We start from the raw sequence: 24,911 nt of genomic DNA, 5'->3' as shown, positions 1-24,911 counted from the left end.
GAAAGTCGGCCGCGCCCGTCAGGAGCGGCCGTTGTCGCGCATCAGCGCGAGCCGGTTGTAGAGCGTTTTCAGGCTGATCCCGAGCGCTTTCGCGGCGCGCGGCTTGTTGCCGTCGAAGTGGCACAGCGTCGCCGCGATGAAGCGCTGCTGCGCATGGTGCAAGGTCGCGCCGAGCGGCAGCGCCATCGTGTTCTCCGACAGGCGCTCGGGCGGCATCGCCGGCTTCGGCAGTGTGACGTCGATGCCTTCGTCCGCCAGGATGTACGCGCGCTCGATCGTGTTGTGCAGCTCGCGGACGTTGCCGGGCCACGAATACGCGCGCAGCGCGGCGATCGCCGCGTCAGTCAACCGCTTGTGCGCATGGTGCCGCGCGTTGAGCGCGTCGACGAATTCCAGTGCGATCGTCTCGATGTCGCTGTCGCGCTGGCGCAGCGGCGGTACGTACAGCGCAAACGCGGCGAGGCGGTAGAACAGGTCCTCGCGCAGCCGGCCGTCACGCACGGCTTCGGCCGGGTTGTGGCGCGTGGCCGACACGATGCGCACGTCGAGCGGAATCGGCTCGGTGCCGCCCACCCGGACGATCACATTCGATTCGATCGCCCGCAGCAGCTTCACCTGCAAGGGCGCGGGCATTTCCGCGATCTCGTCGAGCAGCAGCGTGCCGCCGCGCGCGGCTTCGAAGAACCCTTCGCGCTGCGCAATCGCACCGGTGAAGCTGCCTTTCTCGTGCCCGAACAATTGCGATTCCGCGATATCGGGCGGAATCGCGCCGCAGTTCACGGGCACGAACGGGCCGTCCCGCCGGGCACTGAGATCGTGCAGCCGGCGCGCGACGATATCCTTGCCGACCCCGCTTTCGCCGGCAATCATCACGCTGGCGCGGGTCGGGGCGATCTTTTCGATGCGGCCGAGCAGCGTGCGCATCGCGGTGGACCGGCCGGACAACTGGCGGTCGTCCGCACGTTGCTTCGACCGGTTTGCGGTGTCTCCCATTGGCATGGATCGGCATTGGCGGGGCCGTTTTGAAAATCGGCACCACACGCTCCGTTGATTGCAATATTTTCATCGACAGCGAAACGACCCGGAAGGTGCCGCAAAATAGAAATTTCCAATGTACGCGGCGGGGCCGGAAGAAACAGGCCATCGACTCCTGACGCGCTTCGCGGCGTTGCTGTGCCATCCAGGGTCGTATGAGTGCTTTTTTACAGAATTTCGATGAAAAAACGGTCGCACCCGGCGAGCGTCGATGCTGCAGCGCGCGACACCGGCCGGCGCTCGACCGGTCACGGCACGCCCGACAGCGGGGAATCGGGCAGGCGGCCATCCGCGGCCCGCGTCGGGCATGCCGCTTGCGGCTGCGGTCAGGCTCGCCCGGCACGCTCGACGGCGGGCCGGAGGGTCGACCCGCGGCATGACGCCGTGCGACCGGAGCCGGCGCGAGGCAAGGATGCAATGAGGACCCTGACCCGTGAGCTGTTACGGCAGGGTGCATGGATCGTGCTGGCTGTCGGGCTGGCGTCCGCGCTGCAGGCGTGGGCGGTTCGCGTCGTCGGGGAGCACGCGCCATTTGCGCCGCTGCCTTTTTATGCAGGTGTTGCGGCTGCCGCATGGCTGACGTCGTTCGGCGGCGGCCTGGTCGCGGCCGCGTTGAGCGTGGCCGTGATCGGCACGCTGTGGTGGCGTGATGCGCCGCTGGCCACGCTGCTCACGCAGGCCGGCACATTCGTCGCGATCAGCTTCGTCGAGTGCCTGCTCGTGATGACCGTGAAGCCGCTGCTCGCGAACGATCGTCTGCGCGAACCCGATGACGACGGCGACGCCGATGCCCGCGCGCTGCATCGCGAACCGGCGCCGGCCGCACGCGTGCCGGTGCCTGACGATCGCCTGCTGCGCCGTGTGGTCGATGCTTCCCCCGATGCGATCGTCGGGGTCGATACCGCACGCCGGATCACGAGCTGGAATCCGGCCGCGCGAAGGATCTTCGGCATCGACGCGGCGCAGGCCGCCGGGCGCGACGTCGCCGCGATGATCGCGCCGCGCTGGTTGCGGCGCCATCCGTTGCCCGCGTCGTTCGCGAACCTGCACGCGCCGGTCGGTCCGCTCGACGTGCTGTGCGTGCGACGCGACGGCGGCCGTTTTCGGGCGACCTTCGCCGCATCGCCGATGGTCGACGCGCAGGGCAACTGCACGGGCCTGTCGATGACGCTGCGCGACGCGCACGAACGGCGCCGCGGCGAGCGGCGCAACCTGCGCTCGCTGCGCGGCGCCCACGACGCACGCGCACAGGCGGACACGTCGAACCGGCTGAAGGACGAACTGCTGGCCACGGTGTCGCACGAGCTGCGCACGCCGCTGAACGTGATCTACGGCTGGATCGAGGTGCTGCGTAATGTCGACGGCCAGGGGCTCGCGCTGCAGGCCGTCGACGCGATCGATCGCAGCGCGCGGTCGCTGTCGCACATGGTGGCCGACCTGCTCGATGCGTCGTCGCTCGCGACCGGCCGGTTGCGCCTCGAGCGCGTGCCGGTCGATCTCGTGCGCGTCGTGCGCGATGCCACGCGCGAACTCGACGCGACGGCACAGGCGGGCGGGCTCACGCTGTCGACCCAATACGCGATGCCGACCTGCGTGATTCCGGCGGACCGCGAGCGCGTGCGCCAGGTCCTGTCGAACCTGTTGTCGAATGCGATCAAGTTCACGCCACCGGGCGGCCGCATCGTCGTGTCGCTGGCCCGGGCGGGCGAGCGCGTGCGGCTGTCGGTCGCCGATACGGGGCAGGGCATTGCGCCGGAATACCTGCCGCACCTGTTCGAGACGTTCAGCCGGCCCGAACGCGCATTCGCATCGCCGGCGCGCGGCCTCGGGCTCGGCCTGTCGATCGTGCGCAACATCGTGCAACTGCACGGCGGCGATGTCGTCGCGACGAGCGCCGGCACCGGGCGCGGGACGACCGTCACGGTCACGCTGCCGGCTGGCTGGGACGTCGACGATCCGGCCGAAAACCTGCTGCACGCGGCGGACTCGCCGGACCCGGTGACGCTCGGCGGCCAGCGCGTGCTCGTCGTCGACGACGACGCGACATCGCGCGCGAGCCTCGCCGCGGCCCTCGAAACGATGGGCGCGCAGGTGTCGACCGCGCAGTCGGGGCACGACGCGCTCGACGCGGTGGAACGGCAGGCGCCGAACGTCGTGCTGTCGGATCTCGCCATGCCGGACGGTGACGGCTTCTGGCTGCTCGACCGCATCCGTCATTTGCCGGGCAGCAGCGGGCATCTGCCCGTCGTCGCGGTCACGGCCCACGCCGACAACGCCGACCGGCACCGCGTGATGGCGGCCGGGTTCGACGCGTATCTGCGCAAGCCGGTGGACATGCCGACGCTGGCGAGCGTGATCGCCGATGTCGCGCCGGAGGCCGCGCACGACCGGAAAGGGCGTGGCCGGTAGCAGCCGGCGTGGCCGCTCGCCCGGTCATGACGAGGGAAGGAGGCGCGATGGATGCAACGGCAACCCGCGCGGCAGGCCCGCTCCGTCGCGACACACGGAGGTCCGGATGAAAACGAATCGAATCCATCAACCGGCGGCGATCCTGCTGGCCGGTACCGTCGGCGCATCGATCGCCGTATTCGCCCATGCTCAGGCGGTACCTGCTTCGTCGGCCCAGGTCGCGCCGGGCGTGATCCGCCCCGGCACGACGCCCGATGAGGCCGGCATGACGCAGCGGCCGACCGGTATCGATGTCGAATTCATCGACAAGGCCGGCATGATCGACAAGGTCGAGCGGCAGGCCAGCCAGCTCGCGCTCGACCGCTCGTCGAACCCCAACGTGAAGGCGTTCGCGCGCCGCATGGTCGACGATCACGGACGGATCGCCGGCGAATTGCGGCAGCTTGGCGCGACCAAGGGCGTACCGGTCCAGTCGCGGATGCTCGTCGATCCGGCCGTGACCGCGTTGCGAACCAAGGAAGGTCATGCGTTCGACACGGCCTATGTCGCGCTGGCGGGCCCGAGCGCGCATGAAGCGGCGATCCGGCTCTACGAAACAGAAGCGCGGAACGGCCGCGATCCGCAGTTTCGCACGTTCGCGGCCAACGCGTTGCCGACGCTGAAGGCGCACCTGGCCGCCGCCCGGCAACTCGCGCAGACGGTGGCGGCCGCACACTGAGCGGCGATCGCGCTACCGCTTGCCGCCGTCAGCGCTTTCAGGGGTGTCGGGGCCGCCCGGCGACGCCTCGTGCGGCGGAGCGTCCAGCGCCGTTTCACCTTCCTCGATCAGCCAGTACGGCGAACTGCCGTAGTACGCATGCAGCGCCTCGGCCCACTCCGGATCGGCCATGGCGGGCCAGCGGTTCCTGTCGAAGCCGGGGGCTTCGCGCACGCGTTCGGTGGCGACAGGCAGCACGAAGCATTGGCGCTCGACGTCGAGCACGAGCACGTTCCACGGCACCGCGAGCAGCTTGTCGCCGATCCCGGGCGGGCTGCGCGACGACACGACCGCATACGCGATCCGGCCGGAGCGCACGTCGAGCATGATGTCGGCGACCTGGCCGACGTCGTCGCCGTCCATCGACAGGACGCGATCGCCTTCGAGCGTGCGGGCGGCCATCACGTCGGGCCCCGGCCCGCCGCCGGCCGTGCGGCGGTTGCCGCCGACGATGCGCGTGTCGTCACGCGACGGTCTGTCCGTTGTCATCGAACACCTCCTGGTCGAAGCGGCACCCGGGCGGGCCACGCAGTATCAACGGGCGCCGGTCAACGCCGGCGCGGCAGCGACACGTCCTCCAGCGTATTGGCCAGCTCGTCGCGCTCGGGGCCGCCAGCGCGCGTCGCGATGTCGCCGAGCGACACGATGCCGACCAGCCGCCGGTTGCGGTCGAGCACCGGCATCCGATGCAACTGCACGTCGGCCATCCGCTGCTGGACGTCGCCGACACCGTCGTCCTCGACGCACCACTGCACGGGTCTGGACGCGACCGCCTGCACGGGCGTATCGGACGAATGGCCGTGCGACAGTCCGCGCACCGCGAGGTCGCGGTCGGTCACGATCGCGACGAGTTCGGAACCGTCGCAAACGGGCAGCACGCCGATATCGAAGCGCCGCATCAGTTCGGCCGCGTGGCGAATCGTGTCGGTCGGCGCGACGCACACGACGTCGCGCGACATGATCTCGGTGACGCGATACATGAACGTCTCCTTCGTGAGCAGGACTATCGGGGAGCAGATGGCGTGCCGCGCGCGGGCGGCACGCGCCGGGCTTCGCCGGCCAGGCGACGGAGAAATTTGCCAGCCCGCTTGTACATCTTCCACGGCGACCGCCGCCAGCGAGCGGGGCAGGACGTCAGTGACCGATGCCCGTCATCGCGACGATCGCGAGCACCACTGCGCTTTCGATCGCCGCCAGCGCTGCGACGCCGGCGGCGCCGCTGATTTCATGCCATCTGCGTTCAAGGCGTTTCATCACATCAACTCCGGATTGCTCCGGCACGCCGCTGCGCCGCCGCGCAGCACGGGCCGGTTGCCGCCGTCAGCCGTGATCGCGGGGCGGTGAAGGGACGTGCGGCGAGCGGCGTTCGTGCTCGCCGGACGGCTTGGCAGGATCGATACGGGTCGCACCGCCAACGGCGGGCGGGTCGCTGGCCGGAAACGTCTCCTCGAGTCCCTCGTCGATGCGTTCCTCCGTCTTGTCTTTGGACGGCGGGCGCGACGTGGCGAGCCAGAGCAGTCCGGCAGCCGGTGACACGGCATCGTGGCGGCCGGGGGCGTGAACGGTCATGGTCGAACCTCCTTTGTCATCGATGGGGGCGCAAGCGCCATGCCTGCGCGGGCCGACGGTACGACGCTTGCGCTTTGGCGAAACCGCACGGGGCGCCGCGCAGCCACGCTGCGCCGTCGGCGTGGACAAGAGGACAACGTGATGAATGCACCTAGGGAAAGGATACGTTACGACGCGAACGTATGCGGCGGCGATTTCGCCCACGTGCGCGAGCGTTTCGACACGTGGAAGCGCGAGTCGCTGGTCTATCGGCCCGAGCGGCGCATGTTCGACGGCAAGGACGAGCTACGCGTACTGAACGAAACCGTCTACGACGGCCCCGAGCGTGCGCAGCGGGCGCAGCGGGCGCTCGTCGCGGAATGCACGCCGTCCGACCGGTTCGCGCTCGCGGTACGGCTCGCCGCCGACGGGCGCACGATGTGGCTGGTGATGGCGGGCTACGACGACTGAGCGCACGGCAGCGCTCGATCGGAGCGGGCACGCCGCTTGCGCGCGATGCCGGCGCCATCGAGATGCGCGCGCCGTCGCGCAGGAGAGACATGAATACGCCATCCATGCTGCACCGCCCCGAGCCGACGACGCCCGATGTCAACCCGGACCCGCCCCCGCCCGGGCACGACGATCCCGTCGATCCGCCGGTGCCAGAGGGGCTGCCACAGGGCGACCCGCCGTCGCACCCGCCACCGATACGGATGCCGGGAGGCGGTGCATCACAACCGTCCGCGCGAACACTGAAAAAAGGAGGACCATCATGGACATTCACGTGCAATCGCCAGACAAGCGCGCGATCGCTCAGGTGCTGGGCCGCTATTTCGAGTCGCGCTCGTTGCGCTATCACATCGAGGAATTGCCGGGCGGCGTGCTGCAGATCGGTTTTCGCGCCAGCGGCCGCCCGGTCGCCGTCACCGTGTCGTTCGACGATGCCGCGTACGACACCTATACCCACTGGGATGCGAGCCAGAAGCAGCTCGCGCTCGGGCGGCTCGCCGACGGCTTCTCGCGGATGATGTCGACGCGCAGCCCGGCCGCGCTGGCCGGCGACTATCACGTCGAGCGATTCTGATTCCACCACGCGTCACCGGACGGTCCCCGCGTACGGCAAAGTGCCCGCACGCAGCGGGCGCTTTGCGTCTGCGCGTGTGTCGCGTAGGATGTCCGTAATTCAGCGCATGCTACGTTCGCGCCGCAGGCTGCCAGCCGCTGCAGCCGAAGAGGCGCCATGCGCTTCTTTAATTCAGGTTCGTTTCGCGCAACCGACGGGGACCTTGATGACTGTTGCTCGCCCTTTGCTGTCACCCGGCGCACGCCGGTTCGTTTCCGGGGTGTCGGCCTGCGCGGCGCTCGCCGCGGCCGGCGCCCGCGACGCGTCGGCCCAGACGCCTTCACCGCTCGGCGAGTGGCAATACTCGGCCGGCGTGCCGCTCCAAAAGCTGTACGAGCCGAACATCTCCACCTGGGATATCAGCATGGGCGCCGCAATGACGCTGCAGCCGCGCTATGCGGGCTCCGATCGCTATCGCGTGATGGGCGGCCCGACTGTCGACATCCGCTATCGCGACCTGTTCTTCCTGTCGACCGGCGAAGGGCTCGGCGCGAACGTGCTGCGCGGGCCGAACTGGCGCGTGAGCCTGTCCGTCGGTTACGACCTCGGGCGCCGCTCGGCCGACGACATCCAGCACCTGAACGGCCTCGACAACATCAACGCGGCTCCGGTGATGAAACTGGCGGCCGATTACGTGATCTCGAAGGAATTTCCGCTCGTGCTGCGCGCGGATATCCGGCGCAGCATCGGCGGCTCGAATGGGTGGGTCGGCGATTTCTCCGCGTACATGCCGCTGCCCGGCAGCAACGAGCATTTCTTCTGGTTCGCGGGGCCGACCGTGTCGTTCGCCGATTCGCGCTACATGAACAGCTGGTTCGGCGTGAGTCCGGGCGGTGCCGCGCGCTCGGGGCTGCCGGCCTATTCGTCGGGGGCCGGGTTCAAGTCGGTCGGTGCGGGCGTGACGATGGCCTGGTTCCTGAACAAGCACTGGTTCGTCACGATCGACGGCGCGATCGAGCAGCTCGTCGGCCGCGCCGCGCACAGCCCGATCACGCAGCAGAAGACCAACGGCGTGTTCGACATGTCGGTGAATTACCAGTTTTGAGCGGGGCCGGGGAGCCGATCGCCGACGGGGCGTGCAGCAGTTGCCGTCACATTTGATATGATTCCGACCTGTACAAATGTACAGTGATCAATCCCCGTGACGCCTGCATCGCCGACGCCCCCGGCGTTTTACTACCTGACCAATTTCGAACGCGCGCTGGCCTGGCTCGGCGCGCGTTACGACGACCTGTTCGACGAGCACGAGCACGCGTTCGTCCGCCAGTTCGCGACGCTGCCGCAGGCGTCGCGCGCGCTGCTCGTGCGGATGCTGATGCGCAACGGGTCCGACTTCCGCGCCAGCAAGCTCGTCTACGACGAAATCGGCTGCGCGCTCGACGCGGTCGCGCCGCTCGTCGCACTCGGCTGGGTCGATCCGGCGCCTGCGCTGACGCTCGACGAACTGTTCGCGCTGTCGACCAAGGCCGATCTGCTGCGCATCTTCCCGGCACTCGCCGCGCATGCGGGCGAGCGCAAGCCCGAATGGCTCGAACGGCTGCGGCCCGCGCACGACGTCGCGCAACCGCTCGACGCGTGGTGCGCACAGGCCGGCGACCGCGTGCTGCGCGTGACGGTCGGCGCGCTGTGCAACCGGCTGCGCCTGATGTTCTTCGGCAATCTCCATCAGGACTGGAGCGAGTTCGTGCTCGCCGATCTCGGCGTGTTCCAGTACGAAAGCGTGCCGATCGCGCCGTCGTCGCGTGCGTTCCAGCAGCGCGGCGACGTCGACGCGTATCTCGCGCTGCAGATGTGTCGCGACGCGCTCGACGCGTGGCCCGACGATCTGCCGTTCGACGACCTGATGCGCGCCATCGACGCGGTCGGCTGCGCACAGCCGTGGCTCGCGACGCGTCGCGCGAAGCTGCTGTTCGCGCTCGGGCAGACGTGTGAGCGCCGGGCCGACTGGGACGGCGCGCTCGACGCGTATGCGCGCAGCGCATGGCCCGGCAGCCGCCATCGGCGCATCCGCGTGCTCGAACGCTGCGGGCGCGACGACGATGCACTCGCGCTGGCGCTCGATGCGCGCGGCGGCTTCGAGAGCGACGAGGAGCGCCAGCGTGTCGAGCGCATGCTGCCGCGCCTGCAGCGCCGGCTCGGCCAGCGCGTCGAACGTGCTGCCGCAGCGGCGGACGTGCCGCGCGAGACGCTCGTGATTGCGCGCCCGGATGCATTCGTCAGCGTCGAATTCGCGGTGCGCGACCATCTTGCGCAGCCGGCTTCGCCGGTCCATTACGTCGAAAACACGCTGATCAATTCGCTGTTCGGGCTGCTGTGCTGGGAGCCCGTGTTCGCCGCGGTGCCCGGTGCGTTCTTCCACCCGTTCCAGCGCGGCCCGGCCGATCTGCACGCACCCGATTTCGCCGCGCGCCGGATGGACGCGTTCGCTGCGTGCTTCGCGCAACTCGATTCGGGTGCGTATCGCGACACGATCCGCCGGCATTTCGCGACGAAGGCGGGGCTGCAATCACCGTTCGTGTTCTGGGGCGTGCTGACGGACGCGTTGCTCGACGAGGCGCTCGCGTGCCTGCCGCCCGAGCACCTGCGGCTGTGGTTCACGCGCCTGCTCGCGGATATCCGCAGCAACCGCTCGGGGTTGCCCGATCTCGTCCGCTTCTGGCCCGGCGAGCGCCGCTACGAACTGATCGAGGTGAAAGGCCCCGGCGACCGCCTGCAGGACAACCAGACGCGCTGGCTCGCGTACTGCGTCGCGCACGGCATCCCGGTGCGCGTGATCGATGTCGAGTGGGCCGGTGAAGGCGTCGCGCACGCCGAAGCGGCGGGACTGTCCGCATGAGCTACGTCGTCGCGGTGCGGGCGATGTGCGAGTTCACCGCGCGACGCGGCGACCTCGACCTGCGCTTCACGCCCGCGCCGACCGCGCTCGAAGGCATCGCCGGCCACGGTGCGGTCACGTCGAACCGCGGCGCCCGCTACGAAACCGAGATCGCGCTGACAGGCACCTGGGGCACGCTCACCGTGCGCGGCCGTGCGGACGGCTACGATCCGGTAGCGAACCGCCTGGAGGAAATCAAGACCTATCGCGGCAGCCTCGATGCGATGCCGGCCAACCACCGCGCGCTGCACTGGGCGCAGGCGAAGGTCTACGCGCACCTGATGTGCGACGCGCGCGGCTTCCAGGAAATCGACGTCGCGCTCGTCTATTTCGACATCGTGTCCGAGCGCGAGACGGTGCTGACGCAAACGCTGGGGGCGGCCGAGCTCGCGACGTTCTTCGCCGAGCAGTGCGCATGTTTCGTCGGTTGGGCCGAGCGCGAGACGGCCCATCGCGCGGCGCGCGATGCGGCGCTGCGTGCGCTGGCGTTTCCGCACGGCCAGTTCCGCAGCGGCCAGCGCGAGCTGGCGGTGGCCGTCTATCGCGCGGCACGCGACGAGCGTTGCCTGATGGCGCAGGCGCCGACCGGCATCGGCAAGACGCTCGGCACCGTGTTTCCGCTGCTGAAGGCCTGCGGGGAGGGCAAGCTCGACCATGTGTACTTCCTGACCGCGAAGACGCCCGGACGCGCGCTCGCGCTCGAAGCGGCGACGACGCTCGGCGCCGGCACGCCGGCGCTGCCGCTGCGCGTGCTGGAACTCGTCGCGCGCGACAAGGCGTGCGAGCATCCGGACAGCGCATGCCACGGCGAATCGTGTCCGCTCGCGAAAGGCTTCTACGACCGGCTGCCGGCCGCGCGCGATGCGGCCATCGAGGCCGGGCTGCTCGACCGCGACACGGTGCGCGCGGCCGCGCTTGCGCACGACGTCTGCCCGTACTACCTGTCGCAAGAGCTCGCGCGCTGGTCCGACATGGTGATCGGCGACTACAACTACTACTACGACGGCAGCGCGATGCTGCACACGCTCGCGCAGCAGAACCAGTGGCGGGTCGGCGTGCTCGTCGACGAAGCGCACAACCTGCTCGATCGTGCGCGCAAGATGTACAGCGCGTCGCTCGATCCGTTCGCATTCGCGGCCGCACGCGAGGCCGCGCCCGCGGCGCTGCGCAAGGCGTTCGACCGGCTCGCCCGCGCCTGGGGTACGGTCAGTCGCGCACAGGCCGAGCGCTATGCCGCATATCCGGAGATACCGGGCCCGATCGTGTCGGCCGTGCAGAACCTCGTCGCGGCGATCGGCGAACACCTGACCGACGCGCCGCGCGCGAACGGCGACGCACTGCTGCGGTTTCATTTCGAGGCGATCCAGTTCGGCGTGCTGGCCGAGGCGTTCGACAGCGCGTCGATCTTCGATGCGACGCAGCACGGCGAACCGATGCCGCGCCAGCCGGCGCTCGACGGCGTGGCGTCGGCCGGCCGCCGGCGCCGCGTCCAGTCGACGCTGTGCGTGCGCAACGTGATTCCGGCCGGCTTTCTTGCGCCGCGCTACGAAGCCGCGTGCGCGACCGTGCTGTTCTCGGGCACGCTGAGCCCGTTTCATTTCTATCGCGACACGCTCGGGTTGCCCGGCGACACCGGCTGGCTCGACGTCGACGGGCCGTTCCGCGCCGAGCAACTGACGGTGCGCGTCGCGAGCCACGTGTCGACGCGCTGGCGCGATCGCGACCGTTCGCTCGAACCGATCGCCGACCTGATCGCCGCGCAATACGCGACGCGGCCCGGCAACTACCTCGGCTTCCTGAGCAGCTTCGACTACCTGGGGCGCGTGGTCGCGCTGATGCAGACGCGGCATCCGGACGTGCCCGTCTGGGCGCAAGCGCCCGGCATGGCCGAAAGCGAGCGGGATGCATTTCTCGCGCGCTTCGACGCAGGCGGGCGCGGCGTCGGCTTCGCGGTGCTGGGCGGCGCGTTCTCGGAAGGCGTGGACCTGGTCGGCGAGCGGCTGATCGGCGCGTTCATCGCGACGCTCGGGTTGCCGCAGGTCAATGACATCAACGAGCAGATGCGGCGCGCGATGGACGCGCGCTTCGGCAACGGCTACGACTACATGTACCTGTACCCGGGCTTGCAGAAGGTCGTGCAGGCGGCCGGGCGGGTGATCCGCACCGAGCACGACGAAGGCGTCGTGCACCTGATCGACGATCGCTACCGGCGGCGCGAAGTGCGCGACCTGCTGCCGCGGTGGTGGCGGATCGGGTGAGACGGAAGAAGCGCTTCCGGCAGACCGCCGATTCCGGCAAGTGGGCGCCATCCGTCGCGTAGCGAGATCGGGCGGCCGCGGACGCGGCCCGGGTGGGCGCTGCCGCTACAGCACATTCAGCATCGCGAGCGCGGCTTCCTGCAGATGCGGCAGGACGCGCCGCACGGCCGCGTCGGTCGTCTCCGCGCCGATCGGCATGTTCGTGCTCAGCGCGGCGACCACTTCGCCGTGACGGTTCTTCAGCGGCACCGCGATCCCGCGCACGCCGACCTGCAATTGCTGCTCGATCGCCGCGAAACCGGCGTCGCGTGCCTGGTCGACCTGTTCGAGCAGGCGCGCCTTGTTGGTGATCGTGTGCGGCGTGAACGGCGGCAGTTCGGTGTCGTCGAGCCATGCGCGCACGGCTTCGCGATCGGGATGATGAGCGAGCAGCACGACGCCCGGCGACGTCAGCGGCGCCGGCACGCGCGCGCCGAGCACGAAGCCGGTCGTCATCACCCGCGACACGCCGTTGCGCGCGATGAACACGAGTTCCCAGCCGTCGAGCACGCTCACGTACGCCGACTCGTTCAGCGACGCGCTCAATTGCTGCAGATAGGGCTGGACCGTGCGCGGCAGGCGGGCCGAATCGAAGTACGACCAGCCGACCCTCAGCACGCGCGGCGTGAGGCCGTACAGCTTGCCGTCGGTGTACACGTAGCCGAGCGATTCGAGCGTCAGCAGGTAGCGCCGCGCGGCCGTGCGCGTGAGGCCGGTGCGCGCGGCGGCCTGGGTGGGCGTCATGCGCGCATGCTGGCTGTCGAACGCCTCGAGGATCGCCAGGCCTTTTTCGAGGCCGGCAATCCAGTCGCGTCGGTCGAGTTCGGGCTTTTTCATCGTCGGGAGCAGGCGTCGGAATGCGCGGTCATCGCGCGTGAATGGGCGATTATCGCGCAGATCGGATCTGCCGCGACGCTCGATCAGGGCGCGAATGATTCGACGGCGGATGCGCGCCCCGAACCCGGAACATGACCGTCGACGACAATCGGCAACACGCAGAACCACCGGCTCAGCCTGACGTGCGCGACCCATGCGGAAGCCATGCCGCCAGCCTTGCCGCTGTTCCGCAGCTCGCAGGCACGATTGCGCTCGCGAAGCCGCGCTAGAATCGCCGCCTCGACTGGAACAGAACGATGAAAATTCGTGAATCCATATTGGCCGTGCTCGTCGCGGCCGTGCCGCTGCTTGCCGCGGCGAATCCTTCGTCCGGCACGCCGCTCCCGAAGCCGGCCGTCGACGTCCGTGCGTGGCCGCGCATGACGTCGCCGAAATTCGGCTGCTACGTCGAAACGACCTTCGGCTACCGTGACAAGCGCTTCAATTGCGCGCTGAAGAAGTACCGGAACACCGGCGACGCGTGCAAGAGCACGAAGGCGTACTACGAGGGCCCGGCGTTCCCCGACCGGCTCGCGGCCAGCGTGCATCCGCTCGCGACGAAGGTCGATCTCGACTGGGAGCAAGGCAGGCTGCAGATGGTCACCGTCACGCTGAAGGGGACGTGGAACGAAGCGGACGTGCGCAAGGCTTTCGGGCTGCCGCGCGCGGAAGGGAGCAAGCTGACCGAAGCGGAGTTGCGCTCGGAGCCGGGCAACCTGATGGACACGAGTGTCCAGTATCCGTCGTCTCCACTCGCTGAAAGCCTGGCGAAACGCCCGAGCAACCCCGCGCGCGGCACGACGGCCGTGATGCTCTACGGGTTCGACCACATGGGCGGCGGCGATGTCGATTGCGGGGGAGGCGAGTAACGCGGGAGGGCGCGGCCGGCGCAGGCGCCGACCGGGTGGGGAGGGGGTACGGCTGTTCGCAGCGCGTGCGCCGTACCGTCAGGGCTTTACTCGCTGCTCGTCCACTCGACGTTCGCGCCGACCGAGCGCAGGTTCTCGACGAAGTGCGGGTGCGCACGGCGGATCGGCAGCGCGTTCATGATTTCCGAACGGCCTTCGATGCTCGCGGCCACCATCAGCAGCGCGATCGCGACGCGGATGATGTACGGGCTCTCGACGCGCGCCGGCGTCAGTTGCAGCCCGCCGAACGTGATCAGCCGGTGCGGATCGGACAGCAGCACGTGTGCGCCGAACTTCGACAACTCGCCGGACCAGCCGAGCGCGCCGTCGTACACCTTGTTCCAGAACATCGCGCTGCCTTCCGCACGCACGCCGAGTGCGATGAAGATCGGCAGCAGGTCGACCGGCAGGTACGGCCACGGCGCGGCTTCGACCTTGGTGAGGATGTTCTGCGTGAACGGCCGGCGCACGCGCAGCGGGCCGTCGCGTTCCGCGCGCGACCAGCCGTCGCGGTGCGTGACGTTGACGCCGAACTTCGCGAACGTGCGGTCGATCAGCGGGAAATGCTCGGGCGACGAGTTGCGCACCGTTATGTCGCCGCCGGTGATCGCGCCGAGCGCGAGGAACGTCGCGATCTCGTGGAAATCCTCGGCGAAGCGGAACTCGCCGCCGCCGAGCTTGCGGCCGCCCGTCACGCACAGCCGCGACGTGCCGAGGCCCTCGATCGCGACGCCGATCATCGCGAGGAACTGGCAGAACTCCTGCACGTGCGGCTCGGAAGCCGCATTCATCAGCGTCGACGTGCCGTTCGCGGCCGTCGCGCACAGCGCGAAGTTCTCGGTGGTCGTGACCGACGCGTAGTCGAGCCAGTGGTCGTTGGCCGTCAGCGGGCCGTCGGTGCGGACGATCAGCGAATCGGGCGTGCGCTCGATGTGCGCGCCGAAGCGCTCGAACACCTCGACGTGCGGATCGATCTCGCGCACGCCGAGCGTGCAGCCCTTCACGTCGTTCTCGAGGCGCGCGACGCCGAAGCGCGCGAGCAGCGGCGGGATCAGCATGATCGACGAGCGCATCGCTTCCGGCAGCCGGTGGACGGCCGGGTCGAATTTCGTGTCGCGATGGTGGAGTTCGAGCAGGCCCGTCGTGAAGTCGACCGACACGTCGCTGCCGAGCGTGCGGAAGATGTCGAGGATCTTGCGCACGTCGGTGATGTCCGGCACGCCGATGAGGCGCAGCGGCTGATCGGTCAACAGGGTGGCGCACAGAATCGGCAGGACGGCGTTCTTGTTCGCGGACGGCTTGATGTCCCCGCGCAGCGGAGTGCCGCCGTGGACGATGAGATTCGACATGATATGGGGGCGTATCGGTGACTGACGTAGGCCCATATGATGCCATTGGTCGGCGGGCGGCGTGGCATGTTCAGCGGGGAAAAGGGGAATCGACGCGTGTAACTGACAGTGTTTGACGCCATGCACGCGAAGCAGCGGGGTCGTTGCCCGCTGGCGCCGAGCCATGCGTGATGGCCGGCCACAGGTCGTGGCCGGCCATCGGGGCAGGGTGTTACTGCGCCGCCCGCATCCGCGCGGCGACCACCAGCGAGATCAGGCAGCCCACCGCGAGATAACCGGCGACGAGGTGCCACGAGCCGCCGGCCACGCTGACGAGGCCGACCGCGATGAACGGCGTGAACCCGCCGCCGACCACGCTCGCGAACTGGTAGCCGACGCCCGCGCCGCTATAGCGGTATTCGGCGCCGAACAGCTCGGTGAACAGCGGCTGCTGGACGCTCACGACCATGTCGTGCGCGGCGTTCGCCAGCAGGATCGAGAAGATCACGATCCACGCGATCGACCGCGCTTCCAGCGCGACGAAGAACGGGATCGCGGACGCCAGGCCGATCAGCGCGCCGATCAGGTAGATGCGGCGCAGGCCGTAGCGGTCGGCCAGCCACGCGAAACACGGGATCGTCACGCAGCTCACCGCGCCCACCAGCAGGCCGATGTTCAGGAACAGGTCGCGCGACATGCCGAGGTTCGTCGTCGAATAGCTGAGCGCGAACGCGGTGACGATATACATCGTGAACAGTTCGGCGAGGCGCAGCGCGATGATCAGCAGGAACGCCTTCGGATGGCGCGTGAGCGCTTCCAGCACCGGCAGGCGCAGCTTGCGGTTGCCGTGTTCGACCTTCTCGACGAACTCCTGCGATTCGTCCATGTTCTTGCGCACCCACAGCCCGATCAGCACGAGCACGATGCTGAACACGAACGGCAGGCGCCAGCCCCACGACTTGAATGCGGCCTCGCCGAGCGTGTGGCTCAGGATCGACACGATGCCCGTGGCCAGCACGAGGCCGACGCCGTAGCCGACCTGCACGCCGCTGCTGTAGAACGCCTTCTTCTGCTTCGGCGCGCTTTCGACGGCCATCAGCGCCGCGCCGCCCCATTCGCCGCCGACCGCGAAACCCTGGATCGCGCGCATCAGCACCAGCAGCACGGGCGCCCACCAGCCGATCGTCGAGAATGTCGGCAGCAGGCCGATCGCGACCGTCGACAGCCCCATCAGCATCACGGTCAGCACCAGCATCCGCTTGCGGCCGAGCCGGTCGCCGTAGTGGCCGAACACGACGCCGCCGAGCGGCCGGAACAGGAAGCCGACGCCGAAGGTCGCGAACGCCGCGAGCGTGCCCATCGTCGGGCTGACTTTCGGGAAGAACTCGGAATTGAATACCAGCGCGGCGACGATCCCGTACAGCAGGAAGTCGTACCAGTCGACGACGGCGCCGACGAAGCTGCCGATCGCAGCCTTGCGCGCCTGGTTGCGCATGCGGGCGCTGGCGGCGGCGTCGAGGGTGTCGAAGGTTGGGGTCATGGCGATGTCTCCTGGCACGGCGCATCGTGGAATCGTGGCGGCGCCGCGTCCGATGCTGCATTGAAGTCGATGAGTGAACGGAGAATAGGGCGCGCGCCGCATGGCGGCAATTGGCCAATCGGACAGAGTGCGCGATTATCGTTCAAATCCGTGCGATTATCGAACGCTTTCCGGGTTTGCACTAGGCGGCGTGACGATATCCCGTTTGGCCAGGGTGTGCCGCCGTGAACGAACTGGTTAAAATTGGCAGCATTGAAAACTCGCCCGTTCGGGGCGGATGCGCGGTCGCCACCCTGGCCGCGCATGCCGCACGCAACGAGCGCCATCCCCATCGACCGCATGCCCCCGGAGACTGGAATGCCCGGCAATTCCCACCCCCTGTCCAGCGATACGCCGCCCGTTGCCGATCCGGCTGCCAATCCGCTGGGGATGGCCGGCCTCGAGTTCGTCGAATTCGCGGCGCCCGTGCCGGAAGCGCTCGCGCAGCGCTTCGAGCAGCTCGGGTTCAAGGCGATCGCGCGGCACGTCAGCAAGAACGTCACGCTCTACCGGCAAGGGCAGATGCACTTCCTGATCAACGCCGAGCCCGATTCGTTCGCCGCGCGCTACGCGGAGGAATATGGAATGGGCGTCTGCGCGATCGGGCTGCGCGTGGCCAGCGCCCGGCGCGCGTTCGAGCGGGCGATCGAGCTCGGCGCGTGGGCGTTCGAGGGCGAGAAGGTCGGCGTCGGCGAGCTGAAGATTCCGGCGATCCAGGGCATCGGCGATTCGCACCTCTATTTCGTCGACCGCTGGCGCGGGCGTGACGGCCAGCGTGGCGGCGTCGGCGATATTTCGATCTTCGACATCGATTTCCGGCCGATCGACATCGCGACCGCGCATACCGACCTCGACTGCGTGGGCGTCGGGCTGCAGCAGGTCGATCATTTCACGCAGACCGTCGGCGCGGGGCGCATGCAGGAGTGGCTGGATTTCTACCACGACCTGCTGCATTTTCGCGAGATCCACGAAATCGACGCGCACTGGCATGTGTCGGAGGAATCGCGCGTGATGGTGTCGCCGTGCGGCGCGGTGCGGATTCCAGTCTACGAGGAAGGTACGCGGCGCACCGAGCTGATGCATGCGTACCTGCCCGACCACCCCGGTGAGGGCGTGCAGCACGTCGCGCTGGCCACCGACGACATCCTGTCCTGTGTCGATGCGCTGCGTGCGAACGGCGTCGAATTCGTCGAGCCGCCGGCCCGCTATTACGACGACGTCGACGCACGGCTGCCGGGGCACGGCGTCGATCTCGACGCACTGCGCCGCCGCGCGGTGCTGGTCGACGGCGAGATCGGCCGCGACGGCGCGCCGCGCCTGTTCTTCCAGACCTTCGTCAAGCGCCGGCCCGGCGAGATCTTCTTCGAAATCGTGCAGCGCAAGGGGCACCACGGGTTCGGGGAAGGGAATCTCGCGGCGCTCGCCCGCGCACGCGACGCCGGCTGAGCGGCCGCGGCGCCCGCATCAGACCTCGGGCGTCACGCATTACACGTCAAGCGTCACGCGCTGGCGGCCGGCACGCGGTTCGGCGCGGGGTCGTTCGGCTCGTGCAGCACGCATGCGGTCCCGCCCGGCGTGTACATCGACACGACACAGCGGTTGCATGACGTACAGCCCGACTGCGCGAGCCGGCCGTCGCGCAGCCCGTTGACGAAATCCGGCTCGAACACGAGCGCGCGTGCGAGCGCCACCGCGTCGAACCCTTCGCGCATCGCCCGCTCGACGTTCCCGCGCGAACGTACGCCGCCAAGGTAAGCGAGCGGCATCCTGACGGCCGCGCGCACCTTCTTCGAGTGCTCGAGGAAATACATCTCGCGAAACGCGCCCATCTTCGGCTCGGTGAGCTTCTGCAGCGCCATCGCGGTACGCACGATCGCGTTGTCTGCATTCGCGCGCGCGTCGCCGGGCAACGGGCTGCCGAACAGCTACCACACCGATTCGACGTTCATCCCACCGCTGAGCACGAGCAGATGCGCGCCTTCGGCTTCGAGCCGCCGCGCGATTTCGCAGGCATCGTCGGCCGTTCCGCCGCCGCGCACGCCCTCAGTCACGCCGATCTTGCAGACGACGGCGAGGTCGCGGCCCACCGCATCGAGCACGCGGCGCAGCACCTCGGCCGGGAACGCGGCACGCCGCGCCGCGTCGCCGCCATACGCATCGCGGCGGCGGTTGTACAGCGGCGACAGGAACTGGCTGAGCAGATAGCCGTGGCCCATGTGGATCTCGACTGCATCGAAGCCGGCGTCGCGCGCATGGCGTGCGGCCTGCGCGAATTCGTCGGCGACCGTCGACATCTGGTCGCGCGTCATTGCCTGCTTCAGAAAGCGGCCGCTCATCACGCCGACCTTGTTGAAGCCGCCCGACGCACTCAATGGCCGTTTGGTCGACAGCGACGGCAGGAACGTGAAGCAGCCGCCGTGCGTGATCTGCGCGGATGCGGCGGCGCCGTGGCGATGGACGGCGTCGGTCAGCGCGCGGAACTGGCGGACCGTCGGCACGTCGAGCCGCGCCTGGTCGACGAACGTGCGGCCGTCGTCGCTGATCGCGCAGTACGCGACGGTCGTCAGCGCGGCGCCGCCTTCGGCGATGCGTTCGTGAAAATGCACGAGCGCACGCGACGGCACGCCGTTCGGCGTCATGCCCTCGTTGGTGGCGGACTTGATCAGGCGGTTGCGCAGCGTCAGCGGGCCGATCTGCAGCGGGCTGAACGCGGGTGACAGTTCGGTGGGTTCCATGTCGGTCGGACGTCGGGAATGGGCTCGACGATCATTGTGCGCATCCCGCGCCGCCGCGCATCGTCCGGGTGGATGGCCCGATCCGGCCGAATGAAGCATGAGACGGCCGCCCGTGGCATTCGGGTATCGGCGAGGCTGCCGGTTTGCAGAAACGCATCGATCAATGGCATCGTGACGAAGCGGCATGCCGCACACGTCAGGACCATCCGGAGAACCGCATGACCAGCCAGTCACAGCCGAAGCAGAAGCGCATGCCGAAACCCGCCGGGCGCCAGGCGATCCTGACCGAGCAGCGCCGCCGGAAGATGGCACGTTCACCTCACGCGTACGTGCGCGGCAATACGGCGCGGTTCTACGAATGGCTCGTCGAAACCAACGGCAGCGCACTGCCGCACGGGCCGTCGATCTGGATCTGCGGCGACTGCCATACCGGCAACCTCGGCCCGGTCGCGAACAGCGATGGGAAGGTCGACGTGCAGATCCGGGATCTCGACCAGACGGTCGTCGGCAATCCCGTTCACGACCTGATCCGCCTCGGGCTTTCGCTTGCGACGGCCGCGCGCGGGTCCGCACTGGCGGGCCTGACGATCGTGCACATGATGGAGGCGATGACGGCCGGTTATGCGTCGGCATTCGGCAGCCGACACGCGAAGCTGCCCGAACGTCCCGAACCGGTGCACCTCGTGATGAAGCAGGCCATGCGCCGCTCGTGGCGGCAACTTGCTGTCGAACGGATCGAAGGGCTCGCGCCGACGATTCCGCTTGGGCGCCGCTTCTGGCCGCTGAGTGCGAAGGAATCCCGTGCGATCGGCAAGCTGTTCGGCGACCATGCGATCGCGACGCTCGCCACGAGCCTCAAGGGCCGCAACGACGGGGGCAGGGTCGACGTGCTCGACGCGGCGTACTGGGTGAAAGGCTGCAGTTCGCTGGGACGGCTGCGCTACGCGGTGCTGCTCGACATCGACGGCGACGTGATCGACGGCGACGACCTGTGTCTGATGGACATCAAGGAGGGCGTGACGGCCGCGGCACCGCGCGACGAAACGGCCGCGATGCCGCGCGACAACGCCGAGCGCGTCGTGGAAGGCGCGCGGCATCTGTCGCCTGCCCTCGGTGAGCGGATGCGGGCCGCGCGCCTGCTCGATCGCGCGGTCGTGATCCGGGAACTGTTGCCGCAGGATCTGAAGCTCGACATCGATCTGCTCGCCGAGGGCGATGCGCGTGACGTCGCGCGCTATCTCGGTGCGGTGGTCGGCGCCGCCCACGCGCGCCAGATGGACAAGCCGACACGCACGGCGTGGCGCACCGAACTCGGCCGCAACCGCGCGAAGACGATCGATGCTCCCATGTGGCTGTGGAATAGCATCGTCCAGCTCGTGAGCAGCCACGAAGCGGGGTATCTGGAGCATTGCCGGCGCTTCGCCGCCGGTGTGTAGCGGGTCGCCGCGAGCGACGACCGGGACTACCCGGCCGCGCCGAGCTTGCGGGCCTGCTGTCGCATGCCATCGAAGATCGCCTCCGCCACTTCCGCCGGAAATTCCGCCGGGATCTGCGCTGCAGCCTCGGCGATCGCGGATTCCGTGCGCGCGACGACGGCCGCCATCGCGGCGTGCACGTCATCTTCGGTCAGGCCGACACGCCGGCCCTGCTCGATCCAGTGGCGTGGCTGGATCTCGCCGATCACGTAGTGCCGGTTCTTCCCGCACACGGCCATCGCGAGCCGCGCGCGGCGCGGCGGAAGCTGGTTGCGGCGCGTGCCGATGATCGGATGCGCGGACAGCACGTCGTACAGCGGCGTGCTGCGGTAGGTGTTGCCGGGCAAATGCGCGATGCTGAAGTTCTTCGCGTGGCCGTCGATCGCTGCCAGCACCCAGAACGCGAGCTGCGTGACGAAGAAATTCATCCGGTCGCGCGCAGCGTCGGCCGAATTCGCGAGGATGCCCATGATCGTCTCGATGCCGGGGCCGCCGTCGGATTCGTATTTCGCGCCTGCGGGCGTGCCGGTCGCCTGGCACATGTCCTCCTGCGGCAATCGCAGGATCCACGTGCGGTCGCGCGATGGACGCCGGTCGAAGCGCTCGACGATCAGCGCTTTCTGGTCGTCGAACCGGCCGATCTCGCACGGTGCGACCGGCAGGCCGTACGCGGCGACGAGCGTCGAGCACAGCCATTCGTTTTCGACGGACGTCCGCATTTCGGCCTGCATGTTCCCGACACGTCCGAGGGGCAGCTTGAAGATGTGCGTCGTCGGCGTGCTGCCCGAGGGCCGCAGCCAGCGGTTTCCCTGACGCAGCAACGCGGTCTTTTCCTGCGCGCCGGCAATCGACAGGCGCAGGTCACCTTCCAGTTCCGCGCGGCCGGGCAGCGGCGTGGCGGTCGCGTGGCGCAGCACGTCGGCGACGGCCGCGTCGTCGAGCGTCATGCCGTCGATCGCCTCGAGATCGACGGGCGTCTCACCGGGCGGCAGCATCTGGATCGCGCCGACGCAATCGCGGCCGATCGACGCGAGCAGTTCGAACGGCGCCGTCGAGCGGAGCCGGTAACGCTGCGCAATGCGACGGCGGATCGGCTCGCTGTCCGGCAGCAGGTTGTCGAAGTAATCCGCGACGATCGCGCCCTGGTGCGGCTGGTTGCCGGGCGTGAAGGGCAGCGACAGCGACAGCGGCCGCCCCTGTGGATCGTCGAGCCATTCAGGCAGGTAGACGAGGCGCTCTACGCCGCGCCGCACTTCCCAGTAGCCGACCGGAATGCCATTCATCCACAGGTCGAGCCGGTCGTGGCGGGCACGCGTGGCCATCGTCACCAGTCCTCCCGCTTCGAAACCCGGGGCTTGCCGGGTGCTGCGTCAGTGGGCCGCTTGCGCTTGGCGCCGGTTGCAGGTTTGGCTGGATTCTTGGCGGGCGCGGTGCCGCGGGCCGTTTCCTGTTTGCGTTTGCTCGAGGCCGGTTTCCGAACCGCGGGCGTGGCATCGGGCACAGGCACGGGATCGGCCGATGCCGCCAACACGTCCTGCTTGCCCAGTGCGAGCGTCATGTGAACGCCGAGCGCGTTCAGCACTTTGAAGAGCCGCTCGATGCTAACCGCCGACGGGTTGGCCTCGAGCTGCGCGTAGGATTGTTGCGTGACGCCCAGACGGGCAGCCAATTGCGCCTGCGTGAGGCCCGCGGCTTTCCGGAAGCCGACGAGTATCGGACGCAGTTGGGTCAGGGTCTGGACAGGAAAGGCCATCGGGCGCTCCGCAGGATGACAAGCGATCGTTTGTAATCTGAAAATACAGCCTATGGCATGTATTGTCAAAATACAAATCATAGGCTGTATTCAATAAAAACAAACGATAGCCTGTCAAATGAAGACCCCGCCGGCCATCCCGCGTCAACGCCTCACGCCGCCCGCAGCGGGCTCGCGTGCGCACTCCGCGCGCTTTCCGGATCGTCGTCGCCGAGCGGAATGAACGCCATGATTTCCAGGTCGTGCCCCGACAGCGCGGGCAGCCGGAACGGGCTCGACAGCACGTTCAGCCGCCGCACGCCGAGCTCGCGCAGGATCTGCGAGCCGATTCCCGTCACGCGTCCGTCGCGGCGCGCATGGCCGGTCGGCACCCGCATCGCGTCGCCACGCATGTCGCAGTCGAGCAGCACCGCCACGCCGCAGCCGGCCGCATCGATTCGTTGCAGCGCGGCGTGCAGCGGCCACGAATGCGCGGACGGCTCCGCATCGAGCAGGTCGAGCAGCGAATGGCACTCGTGCACGCGCGTCAGCACCGGCGTCGACGGATCGGGCTCGCCGCGCACGAGCGCGAGATGCGGCGCGCCGTGCACGGTGTCGCGATACTCGATCGCGCGGAAACGTCCCCAGGGCGTATGCAACGGCCGCTCGCCGACGCGTTCGACGAGCGATTCGTGTTCACGTCGGTAATGGATCAGGTCGGCGATCGTGCCGATCTTCAGCCCGTGATGCGCGGCGAACGCCTTCAGCTCGGGCAGCCGCGCCATCGTGCCGTCGTCGTTCATCACCTCGCAGATCACCGAGGCCGGCGTGAGCCCCGCGAGCGCGGCGAGATCGCAGCCGGCCTCGGTGTGCCCCGCCCGGACGAGCACGCCGCCCGGGCGCGCGGCGATCGGGAACACGTGGCCGGGCTGCACGAGGTCGTCCGGGCGGGCGCCGGCCCGCACCGCCGCACGGATCGTGTGTGCGCGATCGGCCGCCGAAATGCCGGTCGTCACGCCTTCGGCCGCCTCGATGCTGACGGTGAACGCGGTGCCGAACGGTGTGCCGTTGTGATCGGCCATAGGCGGCAGCTTCAACTGCTCGCAGCGCTCGGCGGTCAGCGTGAGGCAGATCAGCCCGCGCCCGAAGCGCGCCATGAAATTGATCGCGTCGGGCGTCACGTGATCGGCCGCGATCACGAGATCGCCTTCGTTCTCGCGATCCTCTTCGTCGACGAGCAGGACCATTCGTCCCGCCCGCAGTTCGTCGACGATCTCCAGCGTGCCGGCGAGCGTCATGGCGCCTCCGTCACATCGAACGCGCGGCGCAGCGCGTCGGCGCCGAAGGTCAGCACGCGGTCGGCTGCATCGATCGCGCCGAGCATGCTCGCGAAACCATGAAGCTGGCCCGGCCAGCGCACGAGCGTCACCGGGGTGCCGGCCTGCGCGAGACGCAGCGCATACGCTTCGGCCTCGTCGCGCAGCGGATCGAATTCGGCGCTGATGATCGTCGCCGGCGCCGCGCCTGCGACGTCCGGCGCGGCAAGCGGGCTCGCGAGCGGCGACGCGCGATCGGCGCCGTCGTCGAAATAGTGCTGCTTGAACCAGCGCATCGCGTCCGCCGTCAGGAAATAGCCGTTGCCGAGCGTTTCGTACGACGGATGCTCGGTCGCGCAATCGACAACCGGATACAGCAGCAACTGGTGTGCGATCGCGATGCCCGAGCCGCGCAACTGCAGCGCGGCGACGGCCGCGAGATTGCCGCCGGCGCTGTCGCCGGCCACGGCGATCGCCCCGGCGCGCGCGCCGAGATCGCGCGCACTGGCGGCGGCCCAGCGCACCGCGTCGCATGCGTCGTGCGCGGCCGCCGGGAAGCGCGCCTCGGGCGCAAGCCGGTAGTCGACCGACAGCACGAGCGTGCGCGCCCGGGTTGCGAGGCTGCGGCACAGGTTCGCGTGCGTATCGATCCCGCACGACACGAAGCCGCCGCCGTGGAAGAACACGGTCAGCGGCAACGGCCCGTCGGCGGCGGGCCGATACAGCCGTGCGGACAACTGACGGCCCGACAGGGGAATTCGCCAGTCCTCTTCGGCGGCGACGGCATCGCCCGGGGCAAACGCGCCGCCGGCGGCAAGACTCGCGCGATACGCGGGAACGGTGAGCTGTGCGAAATCGATCGCGGGTGCCTGGGCGAACGCGGCGAGCAGCGCCTGCGCCTGTGGGTCGAGCGGCATG

The 24,911-nt window shown here is 68.9% G+C and carries 21 protein-coding genes and 2 pseudogenes; 11 read left to right on the top strand and 12 right to left on the bottom strand.

Annotated features, from left to right (window positions below):
- Nucleotides 1-18: 18 nt before the first annotated feature.
- Nucleotides 19-1,066 (bottom strand): annotated as a pseudogene (locus tag CFB82_RS25735) (sigma-54 interaction domain-containing protein).
- Between the two features lie 386 nt (nt 1,067-1,452).
- Between CFB82_RS25735 and CFB82_RS25730 the strand changes: the two are divergent.
- Nucleotides 1,453-3,444, top strand: coding sequence for a hybrid sensor histidine kinase/response regulator (locus CFB82_RS25730; RefSeq protein ID WP_089485824.1), 1,992 nt, complete (start codon nt 1,453-1,455; stop codon nt 3,442-3,444).
- A gap of 106 nt (nt 3,445-3,550) precedes the next feature.
- Nucleotides 3,551-4,162 (top strand): DUF4142 domain-containing protein, encoded by a 612-nt coding sequence (locus CFB82_RS25725; RefSeq protein ID WP_089485823.1) that lies wholly within the window; start codon nt 3,551-3,553, stop codon nt 4,160-4,162.
- A gap of 12 nt (nt 4,163-4,174) precedes the next feature.
- On the opposite strand, the gene CFB82_RS25720 is transcribed toward CFB82_RS25725, so the two are convergent.
- The 3 genes from CFB82_RS25720 to CFB82_RS25710 form a co-directional block, all read right to left on the bottom strand.
- Complete coding sequence (locus CFB82_RS25720) at nt 4,175-4,690, bottom strand: PRC-barrel domain-containing protein (protein ID WP_089485822.1); 516 nt, start codon at nt 4,688-4,690, stop codon at nt 4,175-4,177.
- A 59-nt stretch (nt 4,691-4,749) separates the two neighbouring features.
- Nucleotides 4,750-5,181: a CBS domain-containing protein gene (locus CFB82_RS25715; protein WP_069251557.1), complete on the bottom strand. Its 432-nt coding sequence runs from the start codon at nt 5,179-5,181 to the stop codon at nt 4,750-4,752.
- 340 nt (nt 5,182-5,521) lie between these two features.
- On the bottom strand, nt 5,522-5,770 hold the full coding sequence (locus CFB82_RS25710; RefSeq protein WP_069251558.1) for a hypothetical protein: 249 nt from the start codon (nt 5,768-5,770) through the stop codon (nt 5,522-5,524).
- Between the two features lie 141 nt (nt 5,771-5,911).
- Here CFB82_RS25710 and CFB82_RS25705 point away from each other — a divergent pair, with 141 nt between their 5' ends.
- The 5 genes from CFB82_RS25705 to CFB82_RS25685 all read left to right on the top strand — a co-directional run bounded on the left by CFB82_RS25705 (nt 5,912) and on the right by CFB82_RS25685 (nt 12,005).
- Complete coding sequence (locus tag CFB82_RS25705; protein ID WP_089485821.1) at nt 5,912-6,220, top strand: hypothetical protein; 309 nt, start codon at nt 5,912-5,914, stop codon at nt 6,218-6,220.
- Between the two features lie 301 nt (nt 6,221-6,521).
- Complete coding sequence (locus tag CFB82_RS25700) at nt 6,522-6,833, top strand: hypothetical protein (protein ID WP_041492268.1); 312 nt, start codon at nt 6,522-6,524, stop codon at nt 6,831-6,833.
- A 205-nt stretch (nt 6,834-7,038) separates the two neighbouring features.
- Nucleotides 7,039-7,917 carry a MipA/OmpV family protein gene (locus CFB82_RS25695; RefSeq protein WP_089485820.1) on the top strand — a complete coding sequence of 293 codons (879 nt, stop codon included), beginning with the start codon at nt 7,039-7,041 and terminating at the stop codon, nt 7,915-7,917.
- Between the two features lie 96 nt (nt 7,918-8,013).
- A complete protein-coding gene (locus tag CFB82_RS25690; protein WP_089485819.1) occupies nt 8,014-9,708 on the top strand; it encodes a VRR-NUC domain-containing protein in 1,695 nt (564 codons plus the stop codon).
- A complete protein-coding gene (locus CFB82_RS25685; RefSeq protein ID WP_089485818.1) occupies nt 9,705-12,005 on the top strand; it encodes an ATP-dependent DNA helicase in 2,301 nt (766 codons plus the stop codon). The genes CFB82_RS25690 and CFB82_RS25685 overlap by 4 nt, the downstream gene beginning before the upstream one ends.
- Before the next feature lie 105 nt (nt 12,006-12,110).
- On the opposite strand, the gene CFB82_RS25680 is transcribed toward CFB82_RS25685, so the two are convergent.
- Nucleotides 12,111-12,881 carry an IclR family transcriptional regulator domain-containing protein gene (locus CFB82_RS25680; RefSeq protein ID WP_011355232.1) on the bottom strand — a complete coding sequence of 257 codons (771 nt, stop codon included), beginning with the start codon at nt 12,879-12,881 and terminating at the stop codon, nt 12,111-12,113.
- Here CFB82_RS25680 and CFB82_RS43375 point away from each other — a divergent pair.
- Nucleotides 12,795-13,016 (top strand): hypothetical protein, encoded by a 222-nt coding sequence (locus tag CFB82_RS43375; RefSeq protein ID WP_179255455.1) that lies wholly within the window; start codon nt 12,795-12,797, stop codon nt 13,014-13,016. The genes CFB82_RS25680 and CFB82_RS43375 overlap by 87 nt on opposite strands.
- A 161-nt stretch (nt 13,017-13,177) precedes the next feature.
- The gene (locus CFB82_RS25675) at nt 13,178-13,789 is read left to right on the top strand and encodes a hypothetical protein (protein ID WP_089485817.1); all 612 of its coding nucleotides are present in this window, start codon (nt 13,178-13,180) and stop codon (nt 13,787-13,789) included.
- Nucleotides 13,790-13,875: 86 nt separating this feature from the next.
- Here CFB82_RS25675 and CFB82_RS25670 read toward each other — a convergent pair whose 3' ends face one another.
- Both CFB82_RS25670 and shiA read right to left on the bottom strand, forming a co-directional pair.
- A complete protein-coding gene (locus CFB82_RS25670; protein WP_069251564.1) occupies nt 13,876-15,177 on the bottom strand; it encodes a UDP-N-acetylglucosamine 1-carboxyvinyltransferase in 1,302 nt (433 codons plus the stop codon).
- A 211-nt stretch (nt 15,178-15,388) separates the two neighbouring features.
- The gene (gene shiA / locus CFB82_RS25665; protein WP_089485816.1) at nt 15,389-16,696 is read right to left on the bottom strand and encodes a shikimate transporter; all 1,308 of its coding nucleotides are present in this window, start codon (nt 16,694-16,696) and stop codon (nt 15,389-15,391) included.
- Between the two features lie 357 nt (nt 16,697-17,053).
- On the opposite strand from shiA, the gene CFB82_RS25655 reads away from it, so the two are divergent.
- The gene (locus CFB82_RS25655; protein ID WP_089485815.1) at nt 17,054-18,181 is read left to right on the top strand and encodes a 4-hydroxyphenylpyruvate dioxygenase family protein; all 1,128 of its coding nucleotides are present in this window, start codon (nt 17,054-17,056) and stop codon (nt 18,179-18,181) included.
- 53 nt (nt 18,182-18,234) lie between these two features.
- Here CFB82_RS25655 and CFB82_RS25650 read toward each other — a convergent pair.
- Nucleotides 18,235-19,470 (bottom strand): annotated as a pseudogene (locus CFB82_RS25650) (NADH:flavin oxidoreductase).
- Nucleotides 19,471-19,688: 218 nt separating this feature from the next.
- Here CFB82_RS25650 and CFB82_RS25645 point away from each other — a divergent pair.
- Nucleotides 19,689-20,906, top strand: coding sequence for a DUF2252 family protein (locus CFB82_RS25645; RefSeq protein WP_089485814.1), 1,218 nt, complete (start codon nt 19,689-19,691; stop codon nt 20,904-20,906).
- 26 nt (nt 20,907-20,932) lie between these two features.
- Here CFB82_RS25645 and CFB82_RS25640 read toward each other — a convergent pair whose 3' ends face one another.
- The 4 genes from CFB82_RS25640 to CFB82_RS25625 all read right to left on the bottom strand — a co-directional run bounded on the left by CFB82_RS25640 (nt 20,933) and on the right by CFB82_RS25625 (nt 24,910).
- Complete coding sequence (locus tag CFB82_RS25640) at nt 20,933-22,267, bottom strand: type II toxin-antitoxin system HipA family toxin (RefSeq protein ID WP_089485813.1); 1,335 nt, start codon at nt 22,265-22,267, stop codon at nt 20,933-20,935.
- Nucleotides 22,268-22,269: 2 nt separating this feature from the next.
- Nucleotides 22,270-22,698 (bottom strand): helix-turn-helix domain-containing protein, encoded by a 429-nt coding sequence (locus CFB82_RS25635; protein ID WP_089485812.1) that lies wholly within the window; start codon nt 22,696-22,698, stop codon nt 22,270-22,272.
- Nucleotides 22,699-22,850: 152 nt separating this feature from the next.
- Nucleotides 22,851-23,975: a bifunctional 3,4-dihydroxy-2-butanone-4-phosphate synthase/GTP cyclohydrolase II gene (gene ribBA / locus CFB82_RS25630; RefSeq protein WP_089485811.1), complete on the bottom strand. Its 1,125-nt coding sequence runs from the start codon at nt 23,973-23,975 to the stop codon at nt 22,851-22,853.
- Nucleotides 23,972-24,910: an alpha/beta hydrolase gene (locus CFB82_RS25625; protein WP_089485810.1), complete on the bottom strand. Its 939-nt coding sequence runs from the start codon at nt 24,908-24,910 to the stop codon at nt 23,972-23,974. Before CFB82_RS25625 ends, ribBA begins: the two co-directional genes overlap by 4 nt.
- Nucleotide 24,911: the final 1 nt, after the last annotated feature.

This window comes from Burkholderia sp. HI2714 (assembly GCF_002223085.1).
GTDB classification, from domain to species: Bacteria; Pseudomonadota; Gammaproteobacteria; order Burkholderiales; family Burkholderiaceae; genus Burkholderia; species Burkholderia lata_D.
The sequence above is the reverse complement of the archived record's forward strand: the minus strand, read 5'-3'. Positions and strand labels throughout refer to the sequence as shown.

Coding starts and splice junctions, on each gene's coding strand:
- CFB82_RS25730 (WP_089485824.1), top strand. CDS start 1,453: ATGAGGACCCTGACCCGTGAGCTGTTACGGCAGGGTGCATGGATCGTG.
- CFB82_RS25725 (WP_089485823.1), top strand. CDS start 3,551: ATGAAAACGAATCGAATCCATCAACCGGCGGCGATCCTGCTGGCCGGT.
- CFB82_RS25720 (WP_089485822.1), bottom strand. CDS start 4,690: ATGACAACGGACAGACCGTCGCGTGACGACACGCGCATCGTCGGCGGC.
- CFB82_RS25715 (WP_069251557.1), bottom strand. CDS start 5,181: ATGTATCGCGTCACCGAGATCATGTCGCGCGACGTCGTGTGCGTCGCG.
- CFB82_RS25710 (WP_069251558.1), bottom strand. CDS start 5,770: ATGACCGTTCACGCCCCCGGCCGCCACGATGCCGTGTCACCGGCTGCC.
- CFB82_RS25705 (WP_089485821.1), top strand. CDS start 5,912: ATGAATGCACCTAGGGAAAGGATACGTTACGACGCGAACGTATGCGGC.
- CFB82_RS25700 (WP_041492268.1), top strand. CDS start 6,522: ATGGACATTCACGTGCAATCGCCAGACAAGCGCGCGATCGCTCAGGTG.
- CFB82_RS25695 (WP_089485820.1), top strand. CDS start 7,039: ATGACTGTTGCTCGCCCTTTGCTGTCACCCGGCGCACGCCGGTTCGTT.
- CFB82_RS25685 (WP_089485818.1), top strand. CDS start 9,705: ATGAGCTACGTCGTCGCGGTGCGGGCGATGTGCGAGTTCACCGCGCGA.
- CFB82_RS43375 (WP_179255455.1), top strand. CDS start 12,795: ATGCTGGCTGTCGAACGCCTCGAGGATCGCCAGGCCTTTTTCGAGGCC.
- CFB82_RS25680 (WP_011355232.1), bottom strand. CDS start 12,881: ATGAAAAAGCCCGAACTCGACCGACGCGACTGGATTGCCGGCCTCGAA.
- CFB82_RS25675 (WP_089485817.1), top strand. CDS start 13,178: ATGAAAATTCGTGAATCCATATTGGCCGTGCTCGTCGCGGCCGTGCCG.
- CFB82_RS25670 (WP_069251564.1), bottom strand. CDS start 15,177: ATGTCGAATCTCATCGTCCACGGCGGCACTCCGCTGCGCGGGGACATC.
- shiA (WP_089485816.1), bottom strand. CDS start 16,696: ATGACCCCAACCTTCGACACCCTCGACGCCGCCGCCAGCGCCCGCATG.
- CFB82_RS25655 (WP_089485815.1), top strand. CDS start 17,054: ATGCCCGGCAATTCCCACCCCCTGTCCAGCGATACGCCGCCCGTTGCC.
- CFB82_RS25645 (WP_089485814.1), top strand. CDS start 19,689: ATGACCAGCCAGTCACAGCCGAAGCAGAAGCGCATGCCGAAACCCGCC.
- CFB82_RS25640 (WP_089485813.1), bottom strand. CDS start 22,267: ATGGCCACGCGTGCCCGCCACGACCGGCTCGACCTGTGGATGAATGGC.
- CFB82_RS25635 (WP_089485812.1), bottom strand. CDS start 22,698: ATGGCCTTTCCTGTCCAGACCCTGACCCAACTGCGTCCGATACTCGTC.
- ribBA (WP_089485811.1), bottom strand. CDS start 23,975: ATGACGCTCGCCGGCACGCTGGAGATCGTCGACGAACTGCGGGCGGGA.
- CFB82_RS25625 (WP_089485810.1), bottom strand. CDS start 24,910: ATGCCGCTCGACCCACAGGCGCAGGCGCTGCTCGCCGCGTTCGCCCAG.